Genomic DNA, 17148 nt, shown 5'->3' on the forward strand with positions numbered 1-17148 from the left:
CTGCAATCGTGATTACTTCGAAAGTACCTCTTCATAGAGCGGGTGTTCCCCGGGTCTACTGTTCGTTGCATCCTCTCCTCTACACTCATTCATACTACTACTATTACTACTACAACACACACACACAACCTCCATAAGTTATGTTGCAAGACCGCCGTACTGCGGAGGGGTAAGTTGGAAGAAGACGGCAATAGTATATAAAAGAACTAAGTCGGCTTATCTTGCATGAGTACCCTCTACGAATCTGGAGTGACGAGTCTCCATACACTCTGTTTTACTTGATTGTATAATGGAGTAATAGGGGGAGTTCACCGACTGATGAACGCCGCTCAATGGAGTGATCAACGTGGTGGATACGGGTGGTCCATGAATCGCTACGTACAGACGAACCACTACCCGCTACGTACATAGATATATAAGCTATGACAACCAATAGCATACTCGGCGGCCTCCGAAATTGGTTGGGGTCTTGGGGGTGCCTGAGGCCATCGCTCCCAGAGCTTTCTAACAGCGAATAGCTTCTTTGTGTTCTGACATTAGTCTACAATTGAGTTCGTACACCTACTGATCGGCTGTTTCATACCAAATCAGGCGATGATGACTGGCCTCAATGTGGTGAATCGCCTTGGAAGTACTGCGATTTCTTCGAACCGGCCAACTTCAGAGAGGTAACTACTATCAATTGACTTTCCGAACGCTCAGCACCTAAATTCCAGAAGTAGGTGTCTGACCCGGATAAGATATTTATACGCAGATATAGTACCTTCAGTTGAAATGTTCAATAACGATGGACCTTGGGAAAACAACCCCATCGATGAAGAAGATCCGTTTGGAGAAGACGAATCAGAGTATGAACTGATAGAAGACGATAGCGAATTGTGCGACTGTGACCCTGAATATAAAGAGTCTCAAGTTGTACAAAAATCGGCAGGTGCCTCACTCGGAGGAATTGGCGGCCAGATGGGAGATGGAACTACGGTGATCATCTGCACCAACTGTGGAGGTCGGTTCTATGAGGAGGAAGACGATCAGCACCAGAACAGCGGCTTCGATCTCGGGATCTGAGCATGGGAGGAATTGTTGAAGCGATTGGAGGAATAATCTCTTTATATTTCTTATTCGATTTTATTTTTTGGAACGGAGGATTGGTAAATCCAAGTATTCTGAGTAGACTTGCAGATTTCTCCGCTACTATGGGTTTGTTTTTATAGCAGATCGTCAGAGACTCGCCCATACAGAGTAAACGTCCAACGAAATGGACAAACCGTTCCCTTGGGTTTCGTATTTCAACCCCCTCAAATTTGTTCAAAATCCTGACTCTCAATCAGAAATTTCGCAGGCAGAGTCACATAATACACGCTCGCGTACACCCGGTGATGTTCCAACTGGGTGGGTTACTGCATTGAGTCGCTGTTCCTCCCTTTCCTCAATGCAGCGTTACTCGGGTGGATCACTCCGCGGATTCACACACTACCCCTCGTAGTTCTTCGCAGAGTTCGGAATGGTTCTCTCGTAGTACCTCCACGTCGGTCGTGAGTTCGTCGTTGATCTTCCGCCGGACTCGGGAGATGGCTTGGTAGCGGAGGTCTTCATCAACGTCCTCTCCACCCTCAATGAGTTCTCGCTCCCGGTCGGTCAGCAAAGCGCGGCGTGCCATACTGGACGCACACACGCAGAACACTAATCAGTTCCCCTATGTAGGAACATTCCCATATATGGGAACTACTAAGTAGGTGCTGCGTGTACTCGTTAGTACGAAGCGCGGTATCGCCATCGCAGAAATGGCCGTGTGCTGGCACACACGACCGCGCTTCTGGGAAACAGAAGCATGACAGAACACAACTCTGCGGTTGATAAGAGCGTCGTCAATGAATTGGACTTCGGTGCGCGAACAGTCAAGCGTGTCACGTGGGAAGCGTTCGAGTTCACCATTGTCGGCCCGCACCAGATCGAGGTAACGAACGCATCATACGGATTCGAGAAAGACGATCACACCTACACGGTCGGCGTAGAGGAGCGTGAGGGGCGTGCTGTGCCTGCGGAGTGTAGTTGCCCCGCGGATATTCACCGCGAACCTGACTGCAAACACAAGGTCGCCGTGGCCGCTATAGGCACCTCAGTTGTTTTGCAAGCCGCTCTTGACTACCCAACCCCTACGGTTGATGCCGGGGAAACCACCTCACAAACGTTGAAGGAACAACTCCGGGCTGACGGTGGGACAATTACCGACGAGTCTCCCTCCCTCTATGAATCGGAACCTGACGAGTGCGACTGCGACGATCTCCACCACAACTTCCCATGTTGGCCGTGCGTGAGAGACGGGAAGCGGGAACTTCCAGATAGATAGGAACTACCCGATTTCTCTCGGTTCGAGCGGATTTTCGGGTCGGGAAACACGGTCGCGGATGAGTTCTTTCGTGTCCTCATCCAAATCGTAGAGGTCGTACACGACTTCGTTATATCCCTGTTCGAGATCTTTCGCCTTCTCCGGGGCTTCCTCTACGGTATTGCGTGCGTCCTCGTAACGCTCGTACAACGCCACGAGGTCTTCTTTGAGAGCGGGCAGTTCGAGAGCGCGGAGTTCGTCTCCGGTAGTGATTTCGAGAGCCTGTAACAACCCGTGTACGATTTCGGCGGCTCGTTCGTCGTTGAACTCGATGCTCGCCCCTGTCACTCCGAACCGGATAGTCTCCGCATCGAGGCTGGGGTGTAGCTCTCCTTCCAACTCCTGAAAGCCAAGCCGGTCGATATAGCCAGCGTATGACAGAGACTTCGTTTCGAACTCGTCCAGTAGCTCCGCAGAGTTCTCTCGAAGCTGTTTCGCTTCGACGTATTCTTGACGGAGGTCGGAAAGTTCCTCGGCGGCGTATTTGACCTCCTCAACTAATTCGGAGGGTGCGTCAGACGGGTCGGGGAGTGGAACCTTCTTCATATAGTCCCATTGATACCGAAGGTAGTCGCTCCCGTAGCTCGAAGCGACACGCCGGATGAAGAACTGCGCGACGTTGCTGTTGAGAATCCCCAACTGGTAGTAGGGTTCCATCTCCTCGATTAGATACAGCACATACACGCTGTTGAGGCCATACACTTCCCCCGACTCGTCGTACCAGAAGTTGCTGTAATAGCTCATATCGGGGGTGAAGATTAGAGGCTGTCCAAAGGTATCTGGCCTGTATTCCGCCAGTTCGTACCATTCTCGGATTCCATCTGTCACGCAGTACCGAGAGGCCAACCCTTTTTGATCATCCGTATCCTCTTTGTGGTCAAGAAGATATTCTTTCGCACCGGGATACTCGTCTAAGTCGGTGTTTGGAGTGGTGTAGAGTAGTTTGGGATTCTCCGGTACTTCAGAGTGCCACCGGAAAATATTCTCCCCCGCGACTAACGGTTTAACCAGCTCGTCCTCGATCTCGTACTCCTCGATAGTATCGCTGTCAATCAGGAAAATTGGGTTTCGGCCGGTCTGAACACCATTCTTAGCCAGCTTTTCACCGTTAGCATATTCCTGAATCGGTGTACCGTTTGTCTCGATTTGGTGGAGTGCTTCTTCCTCATCAGCGGGTACAAATCGCCAATCCTCCCCGGCAACCATCGAAGAAGGTACGGAGAAAGCACGAAGCGGAGCCTGCTCAAAGACACCGTTGGGGACGAGTTCTTCGAGTCGGGTTTTTATCTCCTCCCACGAAGGCGGTTCCTCGTCAGAAGCAGTCGGAAGACACGCAGAGATGAGATCTGCAATACGCCCTTCTGGAGGGTCTTCCCCGATCTCCCGGCCCGGAGTTGTGAGAGTCGAATCCTCCATTTTGCCATCCGAGGAATCTTCGCCGTTCTCGACTTCTGCCTTAATCGCTGTTTGCGATATTTCGGGGAGAGTGTCAGTAGCTTCTGCGAACGTGAAGACGTAGTCATCTGGCTGGAACTCCTCCGGTGAGCGTGAACGTTCTCCCTTATTGGTTCGCTCCCCGCTGAAGATGATCGGGTAGGCCTGCGGCGTCTCGAAGACTTCGTAGTCCCCGAAATCAATCAAATATTTGAAACGGAAGTTTTGAGCGAGATACGGTCGGATATTCCTCCCGTATCGGTTCGGGATGAACTTGTTCGAGGTGATGAATCCCACCTGCCCACCTTCTCGAAGCCAGTCTCCAGCCTTCCGGAAGAACAGGATGCTGAGGTCGTAGTTCCAGATGGATTCGTCGTAGTCATCGTACTCAGTACGGGCTGGGCCCTTCGGGATATTCTGAATCCGAACGTAGGGTGGATTCCCGATAACGAATCGGTAATCGCTCCGTGTCTTGAGCCGGTTTGCCTCCCGACGTTCCTCGCGGTATCGCCGTTGTACCTCACTACTGTGAAGCGCCGTCAGAGATGATTGATTGTCCGAGCGGAGTGAGTCCGTCTGGTAGATATTGAACCCATTGAGGGTGAAGTCCGGATTCTCCTCTTTCGCCGTCTGGTACTTGTCGATGACTTGGAACAGGAGATTGATTTCCGCAATATGGCAGGCGAATGGGTTAATGTCGAAGCCGTGGAGCCGTTGACGGACAATTTCAATCGTCTCTCCTGCCGGTACGTCTTTCCGATCAAGTCGCTCAAGGAGACGACGAGCGGCCCGTACAAGGAATCCACCACTTCCGCACGCGGGGTCTAACAGGTCGTAGTCCTCCCGTTCGAGTGGTTCGTCCGGTGTGTAATCGACGCTGTCAAGAATCAGGTCGATGATCGCGGTCGGCGTGTAGAACTCTCCGAGCTTCTTCCGTTCTTCGGGAGATAGGTGTTCCTCGTAGAGGTGACCGAGTATGTCCCGGTTGACTTCGCTGAAGTCGAAGTGGTTCAGATGCCATAGCGTTCGCTGAATCACTTCATCGAGGTCGCTGTCGTCTCGAATCTCCCAATCGAAGATACGACGGGCGAACAGGTGTTCGTAGATCTCGCTCAGTTCCTCGGAGGCCAGCTCGAACAGGTCAACGTAGTTCCGTTCGACATACTTTGTGTAGTCATCCCAAAACTCGAAGTAGTCCTCAACGCCGCCGTTGCTGACCATCCGATTAGTGAGTCCTTTGTCCTCAGCAATCCGGATGAGGAGGAGTTTGTTTAATTGGACGTACACACTCTCGCGGCAGAACACGAGCTTGTTGTCCTCGAAATCCTCATCCTGCCGACCGCTGAGGCGAACCCACGTCTCGAAGTCGTTGTAGAACTGCGCGTATTCCTCGTACTCGTCGTTTAGCTTGCTCAACTGCGTTCGGAGTTCCGCGACTTCAGCTTCGTCGTGATCGCTTTCCTCCAGTCGCTCGATCTGATTCGTGAGTTCGTCGCGCTGACTTTCGTACTCCTCGTAGTGGCCCCAATACTGGTCAAACGTTTCGGATGCGTAGGGGACGAAATACTCATCAAGAGAAATGCCGAGTACGCGGATAAGTTCGCGGAATCCTTCGTCTTCGCTAATGTCGGCAGGGTTCTCGAAGGAGAAGTCCTCGTAGCGGTCGGCGTTTAGGACTTCCTCACGGCGGAGGGCGGCCAGCTTCTGTAACGACTGTTGCTGTCCGTGGGAGAGGTCTTCGTGGCTTGCCACTCGGCTGTTGGGCCCGCTAATGGATTTAAAATCAATCTCGGTAACAAGCCGGGCACTTACACCGTGGTGGGTGATTGCGTCGGGATCGGTCGGCTCGCATCGGCGGTAGAGACGGAACGAGTCGATGTTGGTAGAGATAAGGAGGTCGGCATAAGGGGTCTCTGAGGCGTAGCGAAAGACTTGGGGAACACCTTCGCTAATATCAACCCCCTGGCGTTTGCCCTCTATGATGATTACCGGCGTTCTGTCCTCGTCGTAGAACCGAACGTCGTTCCACTCGTCTTCCTGAGCGTACTCGCTATGCTCCCATCCGAGAACGTTACAGAACAGTCGTCGGATGAGTCGAGAACGTAGGTCAAGCTCGCGTCGTTCCCCGTCCTCAATTTCGTCGTAGAGGGAAGCGTACTCCCCGATAATTTCGTCGATGAAGTCGTCCCCGTGTGTTCCAGTCATAGATAAGTCCCTGAATCGCAACTGGTCGAATCGGAGACAACCCGATAAGGTAGTGTTTTCGCATCCTCTATCAGTCGGTTTCGGTGGCACGGTCGTTTAGACCGATGTTGTGGGCGTCATCCCCGGTGTCGGAGCTGTTCTTGGGTATCCTGTATCATGTGATGAGTATCTCCGGTAATTACAGGTTGGTGTAGTAGATATTATTCTCCCCGAGATTAAGCAAGGAAGTGTTTGGACTGGCCCATCGAAGCTTGGGTTTTATCTACGTAGTTTTCGTAAGCTTAGGTAGAAGCCCGCTATCGGGGGAATACAGGGGTCGAACCTACAAAGTGCGCCATCTGCTTTCAAGGCAGACGCAATAGGCCACTCTGCCACCCCACCACGAATACACCTTCCGCCGTCGGCGTCTAAGAGCTAACGGTCCACGGCGGAGCGACGATCTCGGACCGGCGATCCCGGACGAGCGCCGGATCGGCCCTTGCTCACCCGTCGAGCACGACCGCGCCGTCGCGTACGCGCAGGCCGCGATCGTGGACGAACGTCGCGGTGTGCTCGGGGACGACACGCTCGGTTTCGATCCGACCCCACAGCACCGGTAGGAGGTCGCGCAGGTCCACGGCTGTCTCGACGCCGACGTGCATGGGGAGGAACTCGACGCGGTGGCCGGCGTCGTTCGCGCGGTCGACGAGCGTCTCCAGTTCCGCCACTTCGAAGGCGGCCTCGTAGTCGACGGGCGCGGTGAAGCCCGCGTAGTACGTCCGGCCGCGGGTCGACGGTCCGAGGACGGTCTGGTTCCCCCGGAGCTTCATCGCCGCCGAGTCGATCACGGTGCGGGTGAGCAACGGCGCGGTCCCTCGCGTCACGGCGACGGAGTCGACGCCTTCCTCGCGCAGCAGGTGCGTGGCCGTGTTGCCCGCGCGCGCCGAGAGCGTCGAGCCGACCTGCGGCTCGAATCGCGCGTCGGTCACGTCGTCGAGCGCCTCGCCCGCGAGCGCGCGCAGTTGGGCCTCGCTGGCGGTGTCGGCGACGTGCTCGTCGGGGAGCAGGTCGTCGGGGCGGTAGTTGACGAGCAGGTCGCCGCCGGAGCGCTCGACGGCGCGGAACGTGTCCTTGAGGACCGCGGCGTACAGATCGGCCGCGTCCGTGGCCGACAGCGGCGTCGTCTCGACGAGGTCTGGCAGGGCGAGTCCGGGGCGTGGCGGGTCCGCAAGGACGGCGACGACGGTCATACCTCACCGTGGGCGGCCACGGCAAAGGGGTTTATCAAACGGCCCGCCGCAGGAGCGACCATGGGAGTCACAGCGACGCTCGTCCGTCTCGGGTCGCTCGGGTCAGCGCTGGTCGCGGTCGCGGCCGTCGGCCTCCTCGTCGTCGCCGGCGTCGGCGCAGAGGGCGTTCCGGTCGTCGGTCTCCTCGTGACGCTCGCGTTCCTCGTCGTCGGGGTCGTCGCCGCCGTCGTGTGGGGGCGCCGGGAGGCGCTCGTCGGCGGCGAGACGCCGTACTGGTAGATCGCCCGATCAGCGGCTCCGCCGTCCCTTCGTCTGCCGGTAGTCGCGCGAGAAGACGTTCTCCTGCACGTGCTCGAGGAACCGATCCGCGTCGGCGTCGGTGAGCGTCGCGAGGTCCTTCATCGGGAGTAACTCGAACCCGCGGCCGCGGACCGTCGTCGCATGCTCGGCGTCGGCGTCGAAGGAGTCGGGCGCGCGGGTGGTGTACTCGATGGCGAGCGCCTCCAGCACGCGCTGGCCGACCGGGACGATCAGCTCGGGATTGATCATCCGCACCTCGGCGGTGAGGAAGGCGTCGCAGTTCAGCACCTCCTCGTCCGTCGGGCCTCGGTCGGGGTGTCGACAGCGCGTGAGGTAGGTGGTGTAGACGTTCTGGAGGTCGGGCTCGTCGGCGTCGGGCGGCGAGCGCGAGAGGCCCAGTTCGCCGAGCACGCGCTGGATCCGTCGCCCCGCCTCGTCGCCGGTGAACGGGACGCCCGTGCGCTCGGCGCCCGCGGTGGGCGCCTCCCCGAGGAACAGTACCTCCGCCTCGGCGTCGCCGTAGCCGTGGACGACGCGCTCGCGACAGTCGACCAGGACCGGGCAGTGTTGGCAGTCGGTGTCCATCCCGTAGGGATTCGACAGTTCCTCCTGATGCGGCACTGTGTCCCCGTCCGGTCCGGTCGAGAATAATACTGCGGGTCGACGCCGGTTGCCGTACTCCGGATCGCTCAGGCGCGCTTCTGGATCTCCTCGCGCAGCACGTCGCTGACGACCTCGCCGTCGGCCTTCCCGCGCAGCGCACCCATCGCCTCGCCCATCAGGCCCGAGAAGGCGCCCATGCCCTCGGCCTCGACCTGGTCGGCGTTGCGTTCGACGACTTCGGCGACCGCCTCGCGCACCGCCGACTCGTCGACGCCCGAGAGGCCGGCCTCCTCGACTGCCTCCTCGGCGGTGAGGTCGGGCTGCTCGGCGAGCACCGTCAGCACGTCGCCGACACCCTCCTTCGCGAGGTCGCCGTCCTCGACGAGCGCGAACACCTCGCGCAGATGGTCGTCGGTCAGTTCGTCGACGGCGACGTCGTGGCGCCGGAGTTCGGTGAGCGTCGACTCCAGCGTCGTCGCCGCGAAGGTGGGGTCGACGCCGTCGGCGACGACCTCCTCGAACAGCGGCATCCGGTGGCCGTAGGCGACCTGCTCTGCGAGTCCGGCACCCAGGCCGTGTTCCTCCTGGTAGCGCTCGACCTTCTCGGTGAGCAGTTCGGGCGTCTCGACTTCACTGGGATCCGGCTCGACCGGCGGCACGTCCGTCTCGGGGTACAGCCGCGCGGCGCCGGGCAGCGGCCGCATGTAGCGGGTCGTCCCGTCGTCGTTGGCGCCGCGCGTCTCCTCGGGGACGCCATCGATCGCCGTCTCCGCGCGCTCGGCGGCCGCGTCGATCGCGAGGTCGGCGGTCTCGGTGTCGTCGGCGACGAGCGCGACCGCGTCGCCCTCGCCGGCGTCGACGGTCTCGCGAAGCGCCTCGACTTCCGCCTCGGTGACGCCGTAGGCCGGGAGTTCGTCCGTGTGGAAGATGCCGCCGGCGCCGTGGCGCTTCGCGTGGTCGGACAGTTCGGTTCCGAGGCGACGGTCGGTCGCGATCTCGCGGCCCACGAGACCGTCGAAGCCCGCGAGCCTGACCGCGCGGACGACGCCGCCGGCGTCGAGCGCGCCCGCGATGACGCCCGAGTCGGTGTCCGCGAAGGTGTCGGTCACGTCGACGGGGTCGCCGACGGCGGCGTCGCGCTCGTCGAGTTCGGCGGCGATGTCGACCAGTTCTTTCTGTCTTCTGGCCTCCGTTCCGACGATCTCGTCGATCTGGTCGAGCGCCTGCACGCCCTTGATCTCGACGCGCGCGCCCTCCGCGATGGAGACGTTCACGTCCTGACGGATGGTGCCGAGGCCGCGCTTTACCGTTCCTGTCGAACGCAGCAGCATGCCGATGCGCTGGGCGGCCTCGCGAGCCTGTTCGGGCGTCGAGATGTCCGGCTTCGTGCCGATCTCGACCAGCGGGATGCCGAGTCGGTCCAGCGAGTAGCGCACGCCCTCGTCGGTCTCCTCGACGCGCTTTGCCGACTCCTCCTCCAGCATGAGGTCCTCGATGCCGACGGGACCGTCGTCCGTCCGGATCTCGCCCTCCTGCGCGAGCAGGGTGGAGCGCTGGAAGCCGGAGGTGTTCGACCCGTCGATGACGATCTTGCGCATCACGTGCGCCTGGTCGACCACGTCCATGTCGAGGAGGTCGGCGATCTGCATCGCCACCTCGAGTGCTTCCTCGTCCAACTCGTGGGGCGGCTCGTCGTCCTCCTCGACGAGACAGGTGCTGTCGTACGCGAGGTACTCGAAGGTGCGATCCACCTGCGACTCCTCCAAGGCCGCGTCGTCGATCTCTCCCAGTTCCGACTTCGTGGGATGGAGATAGCGCGTGATCGTGCGCGCTGCGTCCTCCGGGTCGCGGAGCGCCGTCGGCGAGTCACAGAAGAGCTTCGTCGCCGTGTCGAGCTGCTGGTGGATCTCCAGCCCCGCGACGAGGCCGAGTTCCTCGGGGTCGAACGAGCGATCGGTCATTGCGCGGACCTGCGGCGGCCGGGGAGAAAAAGGGTGTGAGTCGGTGCGGCCATCCGGCCGTCCGCACACCCGTCGGCCGCGGCGGTCGCGGCGGCGTCTCGTCGGTTCGGTTACTCGACGCGTTTGAGGCCTTCCCCGAGCCCCCTCGCGTCACAGCCCTCCTCGGGACACGCGTAGTGCCAGCCGTCTTCGGTCGCACGTCCCTCCGGGAACTCCGCCCCACATCGTCGACACCGCAGGAGATCCCGACCGGTCGCTCTCGCTGTGAGCTGAGGCATACCTGATACCTTCGAGCGGGAGGAATTGAACGTGCCGGTCTGTTCCGGGGAGTAACCGGCTGGAGGCGGCCGTCTGGCGAATCGACAGTCGGCGTCGCGGTCGCCGGCGGCTCGTCGCGGTCGTCCCGTCGCGGACGAGCGAGGTCACGACACCGGGTTCGGTCAGGGGCGTCGTTTTTCACCGCCCCCCACGTCGCTTCGGTCGATGCGTGACCTCGACGAGACCGACATGGAGATCCTCCGCATGCTCGCGGCCGATGGCCGCCGGTCCTACAGCGACATCGGCGAGGCGGTCGACCTCTCGGGACCGGCGGTGTCGGATCGCGTCTCGCGGCTGCGTGAGGCCGGCATCATCAGGCGGTTCACGATCGACGTGGACCGATCCACGCTCGGAGCGGGCACCCCGGTGCTGCTCCGGTTCGAACTTCCGCCGGGGGATGCCGGCGCGGTCCGCGAGCCGCTTCGCGCGAGCGAGGCGGTCGAACACGTGTTCACCACCGCCGGGAGCGACGTGGTGGCGTACGCCCGGATCGCCGACGAGGCCGTCGACGAGTGGGTCGCCACGGTCGTCGGCGCCGACGCGATCGACGACTACACGGTCGACCTCGTCTCGGCTATCGACTGGAGCCCCAGCGTCACCGCGACGGAGTTCGCGCTGGAGTGTGCCGAGTGCGGCAACAGCGTCACCAGCGAGGGCGTCGCGAGCCGCGTCGGCGGAACGCTGTACCACTTCTGTTGCCCGACCTGCGAGTCGACGTTCACCGAGCGATATGAGCGGATGGAAGAAGGTGCGGCCGAATCCGACTGACTCCGACAGAGCCACGCTCGGTCGCGGTTCGGTTACTCCTCGCCGAGGATGCCGCGGTGGGTCATCGCCTCGGGATCGAGCACCTCGTCGGCCTGCTCCTCGGTGAGGTACCCCTTCTCTAAGACGACCTCACGGACGGTCTTGTCCTCCTTGAGCGCGGTCTTGGCGACCTCGCTGGCCTTGTCGTAGCCGATCGCGGGGTTGAGCGCCGTCGCCAGCGCCATCGACTGCTCGACGCGCTCGGCGGCGAACTCCTCGTTGGCCTCCAACTTCGCGACGAAGCGCTCGCCGAACACCTCGCTGGCGTTCGCGAGCAGTTCGGCCGACTGGAGGAAGTTGTGCGCCAGCACCGGCTTGTAGAGGTTGAGGTCGATCTGGCCCTCGGCGGCGCCCGCCGAGACGGCGGCGTCGTTACCGACGACCTGCTTGTGGACCTGGTTCACCGCCTCGGCGACGACGGGATTGATCTTGCCCGGCATGATCGACGAGCCGGGCTGGTTCTCGGGCTGTTCGATCTCGCCGAGGCCGTTGCGCGGGCCGGAAGCCAGCAGCCGAAGGTCGTTGGCGATCTTGTTGAGGCTCCCGGCGACGGTTCGGAGGGCGCCGTGTGCCTCCGACATCGCGTCGTGGGCGGCCTGCGCCTCGAAGTGGTTGTCGGCCTCGCGGAACTGCGTGTTCGTCTCCTCGGAGATGTACTCCGCGGCGAGTTCGGGGAACTCCGGGTCCGTGTTGAGGCCGGTGCCGACGGCGGTGCCGCCGAGCGCCAGCTCGCGGAGGTGGTACCGGGTGTCGCCGACGCGCTTGATCCCTTTCTGGACCTGTGCGCGGTAGCCGCCGAACTCCTGGCCGAGGCGGACGGGCGTCGCGTCCTGCAGGTGCGTTCGGCCGGTCTTGACGACGCCGTCGAACTCGGCCTCCTTCTCCTCTAAGGCGGCGTGAAGCTCCTCGAGTGCGGGGAGGAGGTCCTTCTCGACGGCCTCCAGCGCGGCGACATGCATCGCCGTCGGGATCACATCGTTGCTCGACTGCCCGAAATTGACGTGATCGTTCGGGTGGATGACGCGGTCGCCGACCTCGGCGCCCGAGATCTCGGCCGCGCGGTTAGCGATCATCTCGTTGGCGTTCATGTTCGAGGACGTACCCGAGCCCGTCTGGAACACGTCGACCGGGAACTGGTCGTCGTGCTCGCCGGCGATGACCTCGTCGGCCGCTTCGACGATCGCCGCCGCGGTGTCCTCCGCTAGGTGACCGAGGTCGCGGTTGGCCTGCGCGGCCGCCTTCTTCACGACGCCCAGCGCGCGGACGAACCGCCGTCCGAACGTCACGCCGCTGATGGGGAAGTTCTCGACCGCCCGTTGGGTCTGTGCGCCCCAGTAGGCGTCCGCGGGAACCTGCATCTCGCCGAGACTGTCGGACTCGGCGCGGAACTCCGTCTCCTCGTTGGTGTCCTCGCTCATACGCGACGCCTCGGGGGGAACGGTCGTAAAAACCACCGATACCCCGCCGGCGCCGATGCGTGTTTCACCCTTCGGCTCCTGGATCGACTATGTCAACCTACCGACGACGCGTTCGTGTGGCCGCGCCGTTCGACGAGGTGTGGGAGTTCCACTCCAAGATCGCCGGTCTCGAGGCACTGACACCCGGGTTCATGAATCTCCGCGTCGAGCGGGTCGTCGGCCCCGACGGCGAGTCGGACCCCGAAACGCTCACCGTCGGCACCGATATCGAGATGAGCGCGCGGCCGTTCGGCGTCGGCCCCCGCCAGTCATGGAACTCGCGCATCGAGGAGCGGGAGGAGGAGCTCGACGCCGGACGCGCTCGGTTCGTCGACACCATGGAGGGGGGTCCGTTCCCGATGTGGCGTCACACCCACCGATTCTACGAGCACGGGGACTCGACGGTCGTCGACGACGAGGTCCGGTACGAGCTCCCGGGCGGTTCGCTCGGACGGACGGCCTCGCCGCTCGGTTGGATCGGCTTCGAACCGATGTTTCGGTATCGACACCGGGAGACGCGCGAGCTGTTGGAGTAGCGGTCGCTCCGGGCGGATCAACGCGACCACGAACCGGATTGCTGTTACGCTCCCCGAGCGCGAGCCGTCGTGATCACGCCGGCGAGCACGACGCTCCCGCCGACAAGCGTCACGAGCGAGGGGAACTCGGCGAGCAGCACCATCGCGAGGATCGTGCTGCCGACGGGTTCGCCGAGCAACGAGACCGAGACGACGCTGGACTCGACGTGTGCGAGCGCCCAGTTGATCACCGTGTGGCCGAACACGCCCGGCCCGGCGGCCATCGCGAGGAAGAGTATCCACTCGTCGGTGCCGTACCCCAGCAGCGGGTGGCCGCGAGCGAGCGTCGCAGCCAGCAGCGCGAGCGCGCACGTCGCGTACACGACGACGACGTACGGGAGCAGCGGCAACCGCTGGCGAAGCGATCGCCCGAGAAGCACGTACGCGGCGGCTGTGGCCGCGCCCAGCACCGCGAGCGCGTTCCCGTAGAGCGGGTCGGGACCTGAGACCGCCGGCGCGGCCCCCAACAGTGCGTCGCCGACACTCATCACAGCCATCCCGGCGAGCGCGACGGCGATGCCGGCGATCGTCTTCGGGCCGACCCGCTCGTCGAGTAGCGCCCACGCGCCGGCGACGACGAACAGCGGCTGGGCCTGCACGAGCGTCACGCTCGCGGCGACGCTCGTCCACCGGAGGCTCTCGAACCACGAGGCGAAGTGGACCGCGAGCGCGATGCCCGAGAACACCGCCAGCAGGAGGTCTCGGCTCCCGATCTTCGCGAAGGCGGCCCGGTCGCGCGGGCGAGCGAGCGTGATCGGAAGCAGCAGCGCGATCGTGAACACGACGCGGTACAGCGCCTTCACGAGGCTCGGGGCACCGCTCCACTCGACGAGGATGGCACTCGTCGAGACGGCGACGACGGCGACAGCGAGACCAACGATCGGGGGAACGCGCTCCTCCAACGCATCGATGGCGGCGAGCGTCGACACACCCGGTGCTACGCGGGTGTGTGGGTAGCGCTTGCGGTTCCGGCTCGGACAGGCGAAACAACGCGATCGCTCGCAGTCGAGTCGGCGAACCGCCGATCTGGCGAACAGGCGACGTGGAATTTCGACGGCGATACCTACGGGCGGCACGTCGCGCAATCGCTGCACGCCCGCGGGCGGGGGTCAGGTCACGGAGGTGATGGCCCCGGTATCCCTCAAAAAGGTTCGTCGAGGGCAGACGCTCCCGTCGTTCAGCCGCCGGTCGCGTTACGACTCGGCGGGAGTGTCCGCCTCGCCGGTGTAGTCGGGCCGAGTCTCGTACGCTATCGGGTCCTCGATCCCGAGTCGCTGAAACGCTTGTAGGCGGAACGCACAGGCGTCGCAGGTGCCGCAGGCGGGTGCCTCCTCACGGTAGCAGCTCCACGTCAGGTCGTAGGGAACGCCCAATTCCGCGCCACGGGCGGCGATGTCGGTCTTCGAGTCCTCGACGAACGGGACGACGATCCCGATGTCAGTCTCCGGCTTCGTGCCGACGTCGACCATCCGGTCGAACGCCTCGAAGAACTCCGGCCGGCAGTCGGGATAGCCGGAGTAGTCCTCCGAGTGGGCGCCGACGAAGACGGCCTCGCAGTCGTTCGCCTCGGCGTAGGAGACGGCCATCGAGAGGAGGTTCGCGTTGCGGAACGGGACGTACGAGGAGGGGATCTCGTTCTCGTCGGCGTCGAGATCGGCGTCGTCGACCGCCATCGACGAGTCGGTAAGCGAGGAGACGCCGATGCGCGCGAGATGGTCGGTCTCGATGTGGAGGAAGCGGTCGGCCGGTACGTCCAACTCCTCGCGCAGCGCCTCGGCACACTCTCGCTCCTTCGTCTCGGTGTTCTGGCCGTAGGAGGTGTGCAGGAAATGGAGGTCGTAGCCGCGCTCTCGGGCCTCGTAGGCGGTCGTCGCGGAGTCCATCCCGCCGGAGACGAGGACGACGGCGCCGGGGCGGTCGGACTGGTTGGCGGTCGATACCACGGTGTCGGTAGGGTCGGTGGAGTCGCTGGGCATGGTGTCGGTCGGGTCTGTGGAATCGGTCGGATCCGTGGGGTCGGTGTCCGATATGGGGTTCACGTCTCGGGGGCGTCGTTCCAGATGTCGACGTGGATGCGCGGCGTGTATCGAAAGCCGTACTCGACGGCCAACTCCGCGACCGTCTCGCGTGTGCCGGCCAATTGTTCGCGGGTCCGCCCCTCGGGCATGAGCAGCACCTCGTCGTTGGGCACGTCCACGCTCGCGGCGTCGCGAACGCGGTCGACGAGTTCCGTGATCTCCGCCATGTCGTCGCGCCCGGTGACGACGAACTTCAATTGGCTCTCGTAGCGCTCCACGAGGGTGGCGAGCGCGTTGATATCGATCCGGTTCGCCTCGTGGCGGTCGGCCCAGTCGTCCGCGAGGTCGACATGGCCGTCACCGCCACCGTCGCGGTCGCGGTCGTCGGCACCGAGTGCTGCCTCGGGGACGCGCTCCGGCGTCGGCGTCGACGAGGCAAGCTTCGGGCTGATGCTGACGAGGTCGATCGGCGTTCCCTCGGGCGGGACGACGGTGCCGTTCGTCTCGACGGTGAGGTGGTGGTCGTCGGCGAGGCGATCGAGGAGTTCGAAGCTCTCCTCGTGGATCGTCGGTTCGCCGCCCGTGAGTACGGCGTGGTCCGGGTCGCGGGCGCGCACCTCCTCGACGATCTCGTCGACCGCCATCCACGCGTGCGTCGGATCCCAGGAGGTGTGATACGAGTCGCAGAACCAACACCGGAGGTTGCAGCCGCTCGTGCGTACGAACGTACTCGGGACGCCGACGAGCCGGCCCTCGCCCTGCAGGGACGCGAACAGCTCGTTAACCGGGAGCACCGAGCCCTCTGGCGCGGCGTCCGTGGCGTGGACCTCGCTGGTGACGGGCACGGCTTCAGACCCCGCCCGCGCACAGCTCGGCGGTCTCGCGCACCTCGACGGCCACCTCCGAGACGCGGTCCGGGAGCCGTTCGCGGAGCCGTTCCTCCAGCACGACCGACAGCACCTCCGCCGTCGGCGGCGCGTCCAGGACGACCAGCGCGTCGTCGTCGCCGGCGGTCTCGAACGCCTCGATGAGCGGGTCGCCCGACTCCAGGAGGAACCGATGGTCGAACTCGCGGACCGCGTCGGTCACCTCGCCCTTGTCGACGACCCACCCTTCGGCACCGAGGCCGCCGACGATCCTGACGGTCACTTCGTAGTTGTGACCGTGCGGCCGGCTGCATTTTCCGTCGTGGCGGAGCAGGCGATGCCCCGCGGAGAACCGGACCGGCCTGTCGCCGCCGACGACGAGTTCCCGCTCGCCCGCCTCGGCGAGCCGCTCGACGACCGCGCGGTCGTCGGGGGCTGTCCGCCCACTATCTTCTTCAAATATGCTTCCAGTCATACCTCAAGAATATCAAGTGGTACGTAAATAGCTATCCGAACGGACGCGGTATCGACGGTCGGGGTACTGCGGGGCCACCGTAGACACGACGCGTCGGCGACAGTTTTTGTTCGCGACGGTCGAAGGACGCTCGTGAGGTCGGACGACGACGAGACCGACAACTCCCCCAGCAGTGTTCCGGTCCGGGTTCGCCACGGCGACGACGAGGTGACGCTGCACGTCGAGCACGGCGCAAGGCTCCGGGACGCGCTGCTTGCCGCCGACAGAGACGACGCGGATCTGGATCTCTCTCCGTACGCGACGGCGACCGAACGGATCAACTGTGGCGGGCGCGGCCTCTGTGCCACCTGCGGCGTCCGCGTCATCGACGGCCCCGAGGCGTCCCACTGGCACGACCGTCTCGCCGAGCGGTTCGGGTACGCCCGGCTGTCGTGTCAGATCGTCGTCTCGGAGCCGATGACGGTCGAACTCCTGACGGAGAAGCGGGTGTGGGGCGGCCGCGAGTAGTCGTCCG

General features: G+C 62.9%; 17 protein-coding genes. 6 read left to right on the plus strand and 11 right to left on the minus strand.

The genetic code is table 11. From position 1 onward, the window contains the following. Positions 1 to 774: 774 nt before the first annotated feature. Positions 775 to 1065, plus strand: coding sequence for a hypothetical protein (locus ABJD39_RS14070; RefSeq protein WP_348609984.1), 291 nt, complete (start codon positions 775 to 777; stop codon positions 1063 to 1065). Positions 1066 to 1450: 385 nt separating this feature from the next. On the opposite strand, the gene ABJD39_RS14075 is transcribed toward ABJD39_RS14070, so the two are convergent. Further along, positions 1451 to 1657: a hypothetical protein gene (locus ABJD39_RS14075; RefSeq protein ID WP_348609986.1), complete on the minus strand. Its 207-nt coding sequence runs from the start codon at positions 1655 to 1657 to the stop codon at positions 1451 to 1453. A gap of 171 nt (positions 1658 to 1828) precedes the next feature. Here ABJD39_RS14075 and ABJD39_RS14080 point away from each other — a divergent pair, with 171 nt between their 5' ends. Further along, positions 1829 to 2347, plus strand: coding sequence for an SWIM zinc finger family protein (locus tag ABJD39_RS14080; protein WP_348609989.1), 519 nt, complete (start codon positions 1829 to 1831; stop codon positions 2345 to 2347). Between the two features lie 3 nt (positions 2348 to 2350). Here ABJD39_RS14080 and ABJD39_RS14085 read toward each other — a convergent pair whose 3' ends face one another. Both ABJD39_RS14085 and ABJD39_RS14090 read right to left on the minus strand, forming a co-directional pair. Beyond that, positions 2351 to 6025, minus strand: coding sequence for an Eco57I restriction-modification methylase domain-containing protein (locus tag ABJD39_RS14085; protein ID WP_348609992.1), 3675 nt, complete (start codon positions 6023 to 6025; stop codon positions 2351 to 2353). Between the two features lie 482 nt (positions 6026 to 6507). Further along, entirely contained in the window at positions 6508 to 7254 is a 747-nt protein-coding gene (locus tag ABJD39_RS14090; RefSeq protein WP_348609995.1) for a hypothetical protein, read from the minus strand. Between the two features lie 60 nt (positions 7255 to 7314). Between ABJD39_RS14090 and ABJD39_RS14095 the strand changes: the two genes are divergently transcribed. Further along, the gene (locus ABJD39_RS14095; RefSeq protein ID WP_348609998.1) at positions 7315 to 7533 is read left to right on the plus strand and encodes a hypothetical protein; all 219 of its coding nucleotides are present in this window, start codon (positions 7315 to 7317) and stop codon (positions 7531 to 7533) included. Between the two features lie 9 nt (positions 7534 to 7542). Here the strand turns inward: ABJD39_RS14095 and ABJD39_RS14100 are convergent, their stop codons facing one another. The 3 genes from ABJD39_RS14100 to ABJD39_RS14110 form a co-directional block, all read right to left on the minus strand. After that, positions 7543 to 8139 carry a uracil-DNA glycosylase gene (locus tag ABJD39_RS14100; protein WP_348613654.1) on the minus strand — a complete coding sequence of 199 codons (597 nt, stop codon included), beginning with the start codon at positions 8137 to 8139 and terminating at the stop codon, positions 7543 to 7545. Positions 8140 to 8243: 104 nt separating this feature from the next. Next, positions 8244 to 10118, minus strand: coding sequence for a Glu-tRNA(Gln) amidotransferase subunit GatE (gene gatE, locus ABJD39_RS14105; protein WP_348610001.1), 1875 nt, complete (start codon positions 10116 to 10118; stop codon positions 8244 to 8246). A 110-nt stretch (positions 10119 to 10228) separates the two neighbouring features. Then, the gene (locus ABJD39_RS14110; RefSeq protein ID WP_348610003.1) at positions 10229 to 10396 is read right to left on the minus strand and encodes an HVO_2901 family zinc finger protein; all 168 of its coding nucleotides are present in this window, start codon (positions 10394 to 10396) and stop codon (positions 10229 to 10231) included. Between the two features lie 205 nt (positions 10397 to 10601). On the opposite strand from ABJD39_RS14110, the gene ABJD39_RS14115 reads away from it, so the two are divergent. Further along, on the plus strand, positions 10602 to 11204 hold the full coding sequence (locus ABJD39_RS14115; RefSeq protein ID WP_348610006.1) for an AsnC family transcriptional regulator: 603 nt from the start codon (positions 10602 to 10604) through the stop codon (positions 11202 to 11204). A 32-nt stretch (positions 11205 to 11236) separates the two neighbouring features. Here ABJD39_RS14115 and ABJD39_RS14120 read toward each other — a convergent pair whose 3' ends face one another. Beyond that, positions 11237 to 12661 (minus strand): class II fumarate hydratase, encoded by a 1425-nt coding sequence (locus tag ABJD39_RS14120; protein ID WP_348610009.1) that lies wholly within the window; start codon positions 12659 to 12661, stop codon positions 11237 to 11239. 89 nt (positions 12662 to 12750) lie between these two features. Here ABJD39_RS14120 and ABJD39_RS14125 point away from each other — a divergent pair, with 89 nt between their 5' ends. After that, entirely contained in the window at positions 12751 to 13236 is a 486-nt protein-coding gene (locus tag ABJD39_RS14125; protein ID WP_348610012.1) for an SRPBCC family protein, read from the plus strand. Positions 13237 to 13280: 44 nt separating this feature from the next. Here the strand turns inward: ABJD39_RS14125 and ABJD39_RS14130 are convergent, their stop codons facing one another. The 4 genes from ABJD39_RS14130 to ABJD39_RS14145 form a co-directional block, all read right to left on the minus strand. Continuing rightward, positions 13281 to 14204, minus strand: a complete 924-nt coding sequence (locus tag ABJD39_RS14130; RefSeq protein WP_348610015.1) for a DMT family transporter — start codon at positions 14202 to 14204, stop codon at positions 13281 to 13283. Positions 14205 to 14468: 264 nt separating this feature from the next. Next, entirely contained in the window at positions 14469 to 15251 is a 783-nt protein-coding gene (gene queC / locus ABJD39_RS14135; protein WP_431357886.1) for a 7-cyano-7-deazaguanine synthase QueC, read from the minus strand. Between the two features lie 59 nt (positions 15252 to 15310). After that, positions 15311 to 16138 (minus strand): 7-carboxy-7-deazaguanine synthase QueE, encoded by an 828-nt coding sequence (locus ABJD39_RS14140; protein ID WP_348610018.1) that lies wholly within the window; start codon positions 16136 to 16138, stop codon positions 15311 to 15313. Positions 16139 to 16142: 4 nt separating this feature from the next. Then, complete coding sequence (locus tag ABJD39_RS14145; protein WP_348610020.1) at positions 16143 to 16634, minus strand: 6-pyruvoyl trahydropterin synthase family protein; 492 nt, start codon at positions 16632 to 16634, stop codon at positions 16143 to 16145. A 132-nt stretch (positions 16635 to 16766) separates the two neighbouring features. Here ABJD39_RS14145 and ABJD39_RS14150 point away from each other — a divergent pair, with 132 nt between their 5' ends. After that, positions 16767 to 17141 (plus strand): 2Fe-2S iron-sulfur cluster-binding protein, encoded by a 375-nt coding sequence (locus ABJD39_RS14150; RefSeq protein ID WP_348610022.1) that lies wholly within the window; start codon positions 16767 to 16769, stop codon positions 17139 to 17141. Positions 17142 to 17148: the final 7 nt, after the last annotated feature.

Origin of the sequence: Halobaculum rarum (assembly GCF_040025155.1) — an archaeon.
Taxonomy (GTDB): domain Archaea; phylum Halobacteriota; class Halobacteria; order Halobacteriales; family Haloferacaceae; genus Halobaculum; species Halobaculum rarum.

Coding starts and splice junctions, on each gene's coding strand:
- ABJD39_RS14110 (WP_348610003.1), bottom strand. CDS start 10,396: ATGCCTCAGCTCACAGCGAGAGCGACCGGTCGGGATCTCCTGCGGTGT.
- ABJD39_RS14120 (WP_348610009.1), bottom strand. CDS start 12,661: ATGAGCGAGGACACCAACGAGGAGACGGAGTTCCGCGCCGAGTCCGAC.
- ABJD39_RS14095 (WP_348609998.1), top strand. CDS start 7,315: ATGGGAGTCACAGCGACGCTCGTCCGTCTCGGGTCGCTCGGGTCAGCG.
- ABJD39_RS14090 (WP_348609995.1), bottom strand. CDS start 7,254: ATGACCGTCGTCGCCGTCCTTGCGGACCCGCCACGCCCCGGACTCGCC.
- ABJD39_RS14075 (WP_348609986.1), bottom strand. CDS start 1,657: ATGGCACGCCGCGCTTTGCTGACCGACCGGGAGCGAGAACTCATTGAG.
- gatE (WP_348610001.1), bottom strand. CDS start 10,118: ATGACCGATCGCTCGTTCGACCCCGAGGAACTCGGCCTCGTCGCGGGG.
- ABJD39_RS14080 (WP_348609989.1), top strand. CDS start 1,829: ATGACAGAACACAACTCTGCGGTTGATAAGAGCGTCGTCAATGAATTG.
- queC (WP_431357886.1), bottom strand. CDS start 15,251: ATGCCCAGCGACTCCACCGACCCTACCGACACCGTGGTATCGACCGCC.
- ABJD39_RS14085 (WP_348609992.1), bottom strand. CDS start 6,025: ATGACTGGAACACACGGGGACGACTTCATCGACGAAATTATCGGGGAG.
- ABJD39_RS14115 (WP_348610006.1), top strand. CDS start 10,602: ATGCGTGACCTCGACGAGACCGACATGGAGATCCTCCGCATGCTCGCG.
- ABJD39_RS14145 (WP_348610020.1), bottom strand. CDS start 16,634: ATGACTGGAAGCATATTTGAAGAAGATAGTGGGCGGACAGCCCCCGAC.
- ABJD39_RS14100 (WP_348613654.1), bottom strand. CDS start 8,139: ATGGACACCGACTGCCAACACTGCCCGGTCCTGGTCGACTGTCGCGAG.
- ABJD39_RS14070 (WP_348609984.1), top strand. CDS start 775: ATGTTCAATAACGATGGACCTTGGGAAAACAACCCCATCGATGAAGAA.
- ABJD39_RS14125 (WP_348610012.1), top strand. CDS start 12,751: ATGTCAACCTACCGACGACGCGTTCGTGTGGCCGCGCCGTTCGACGAG.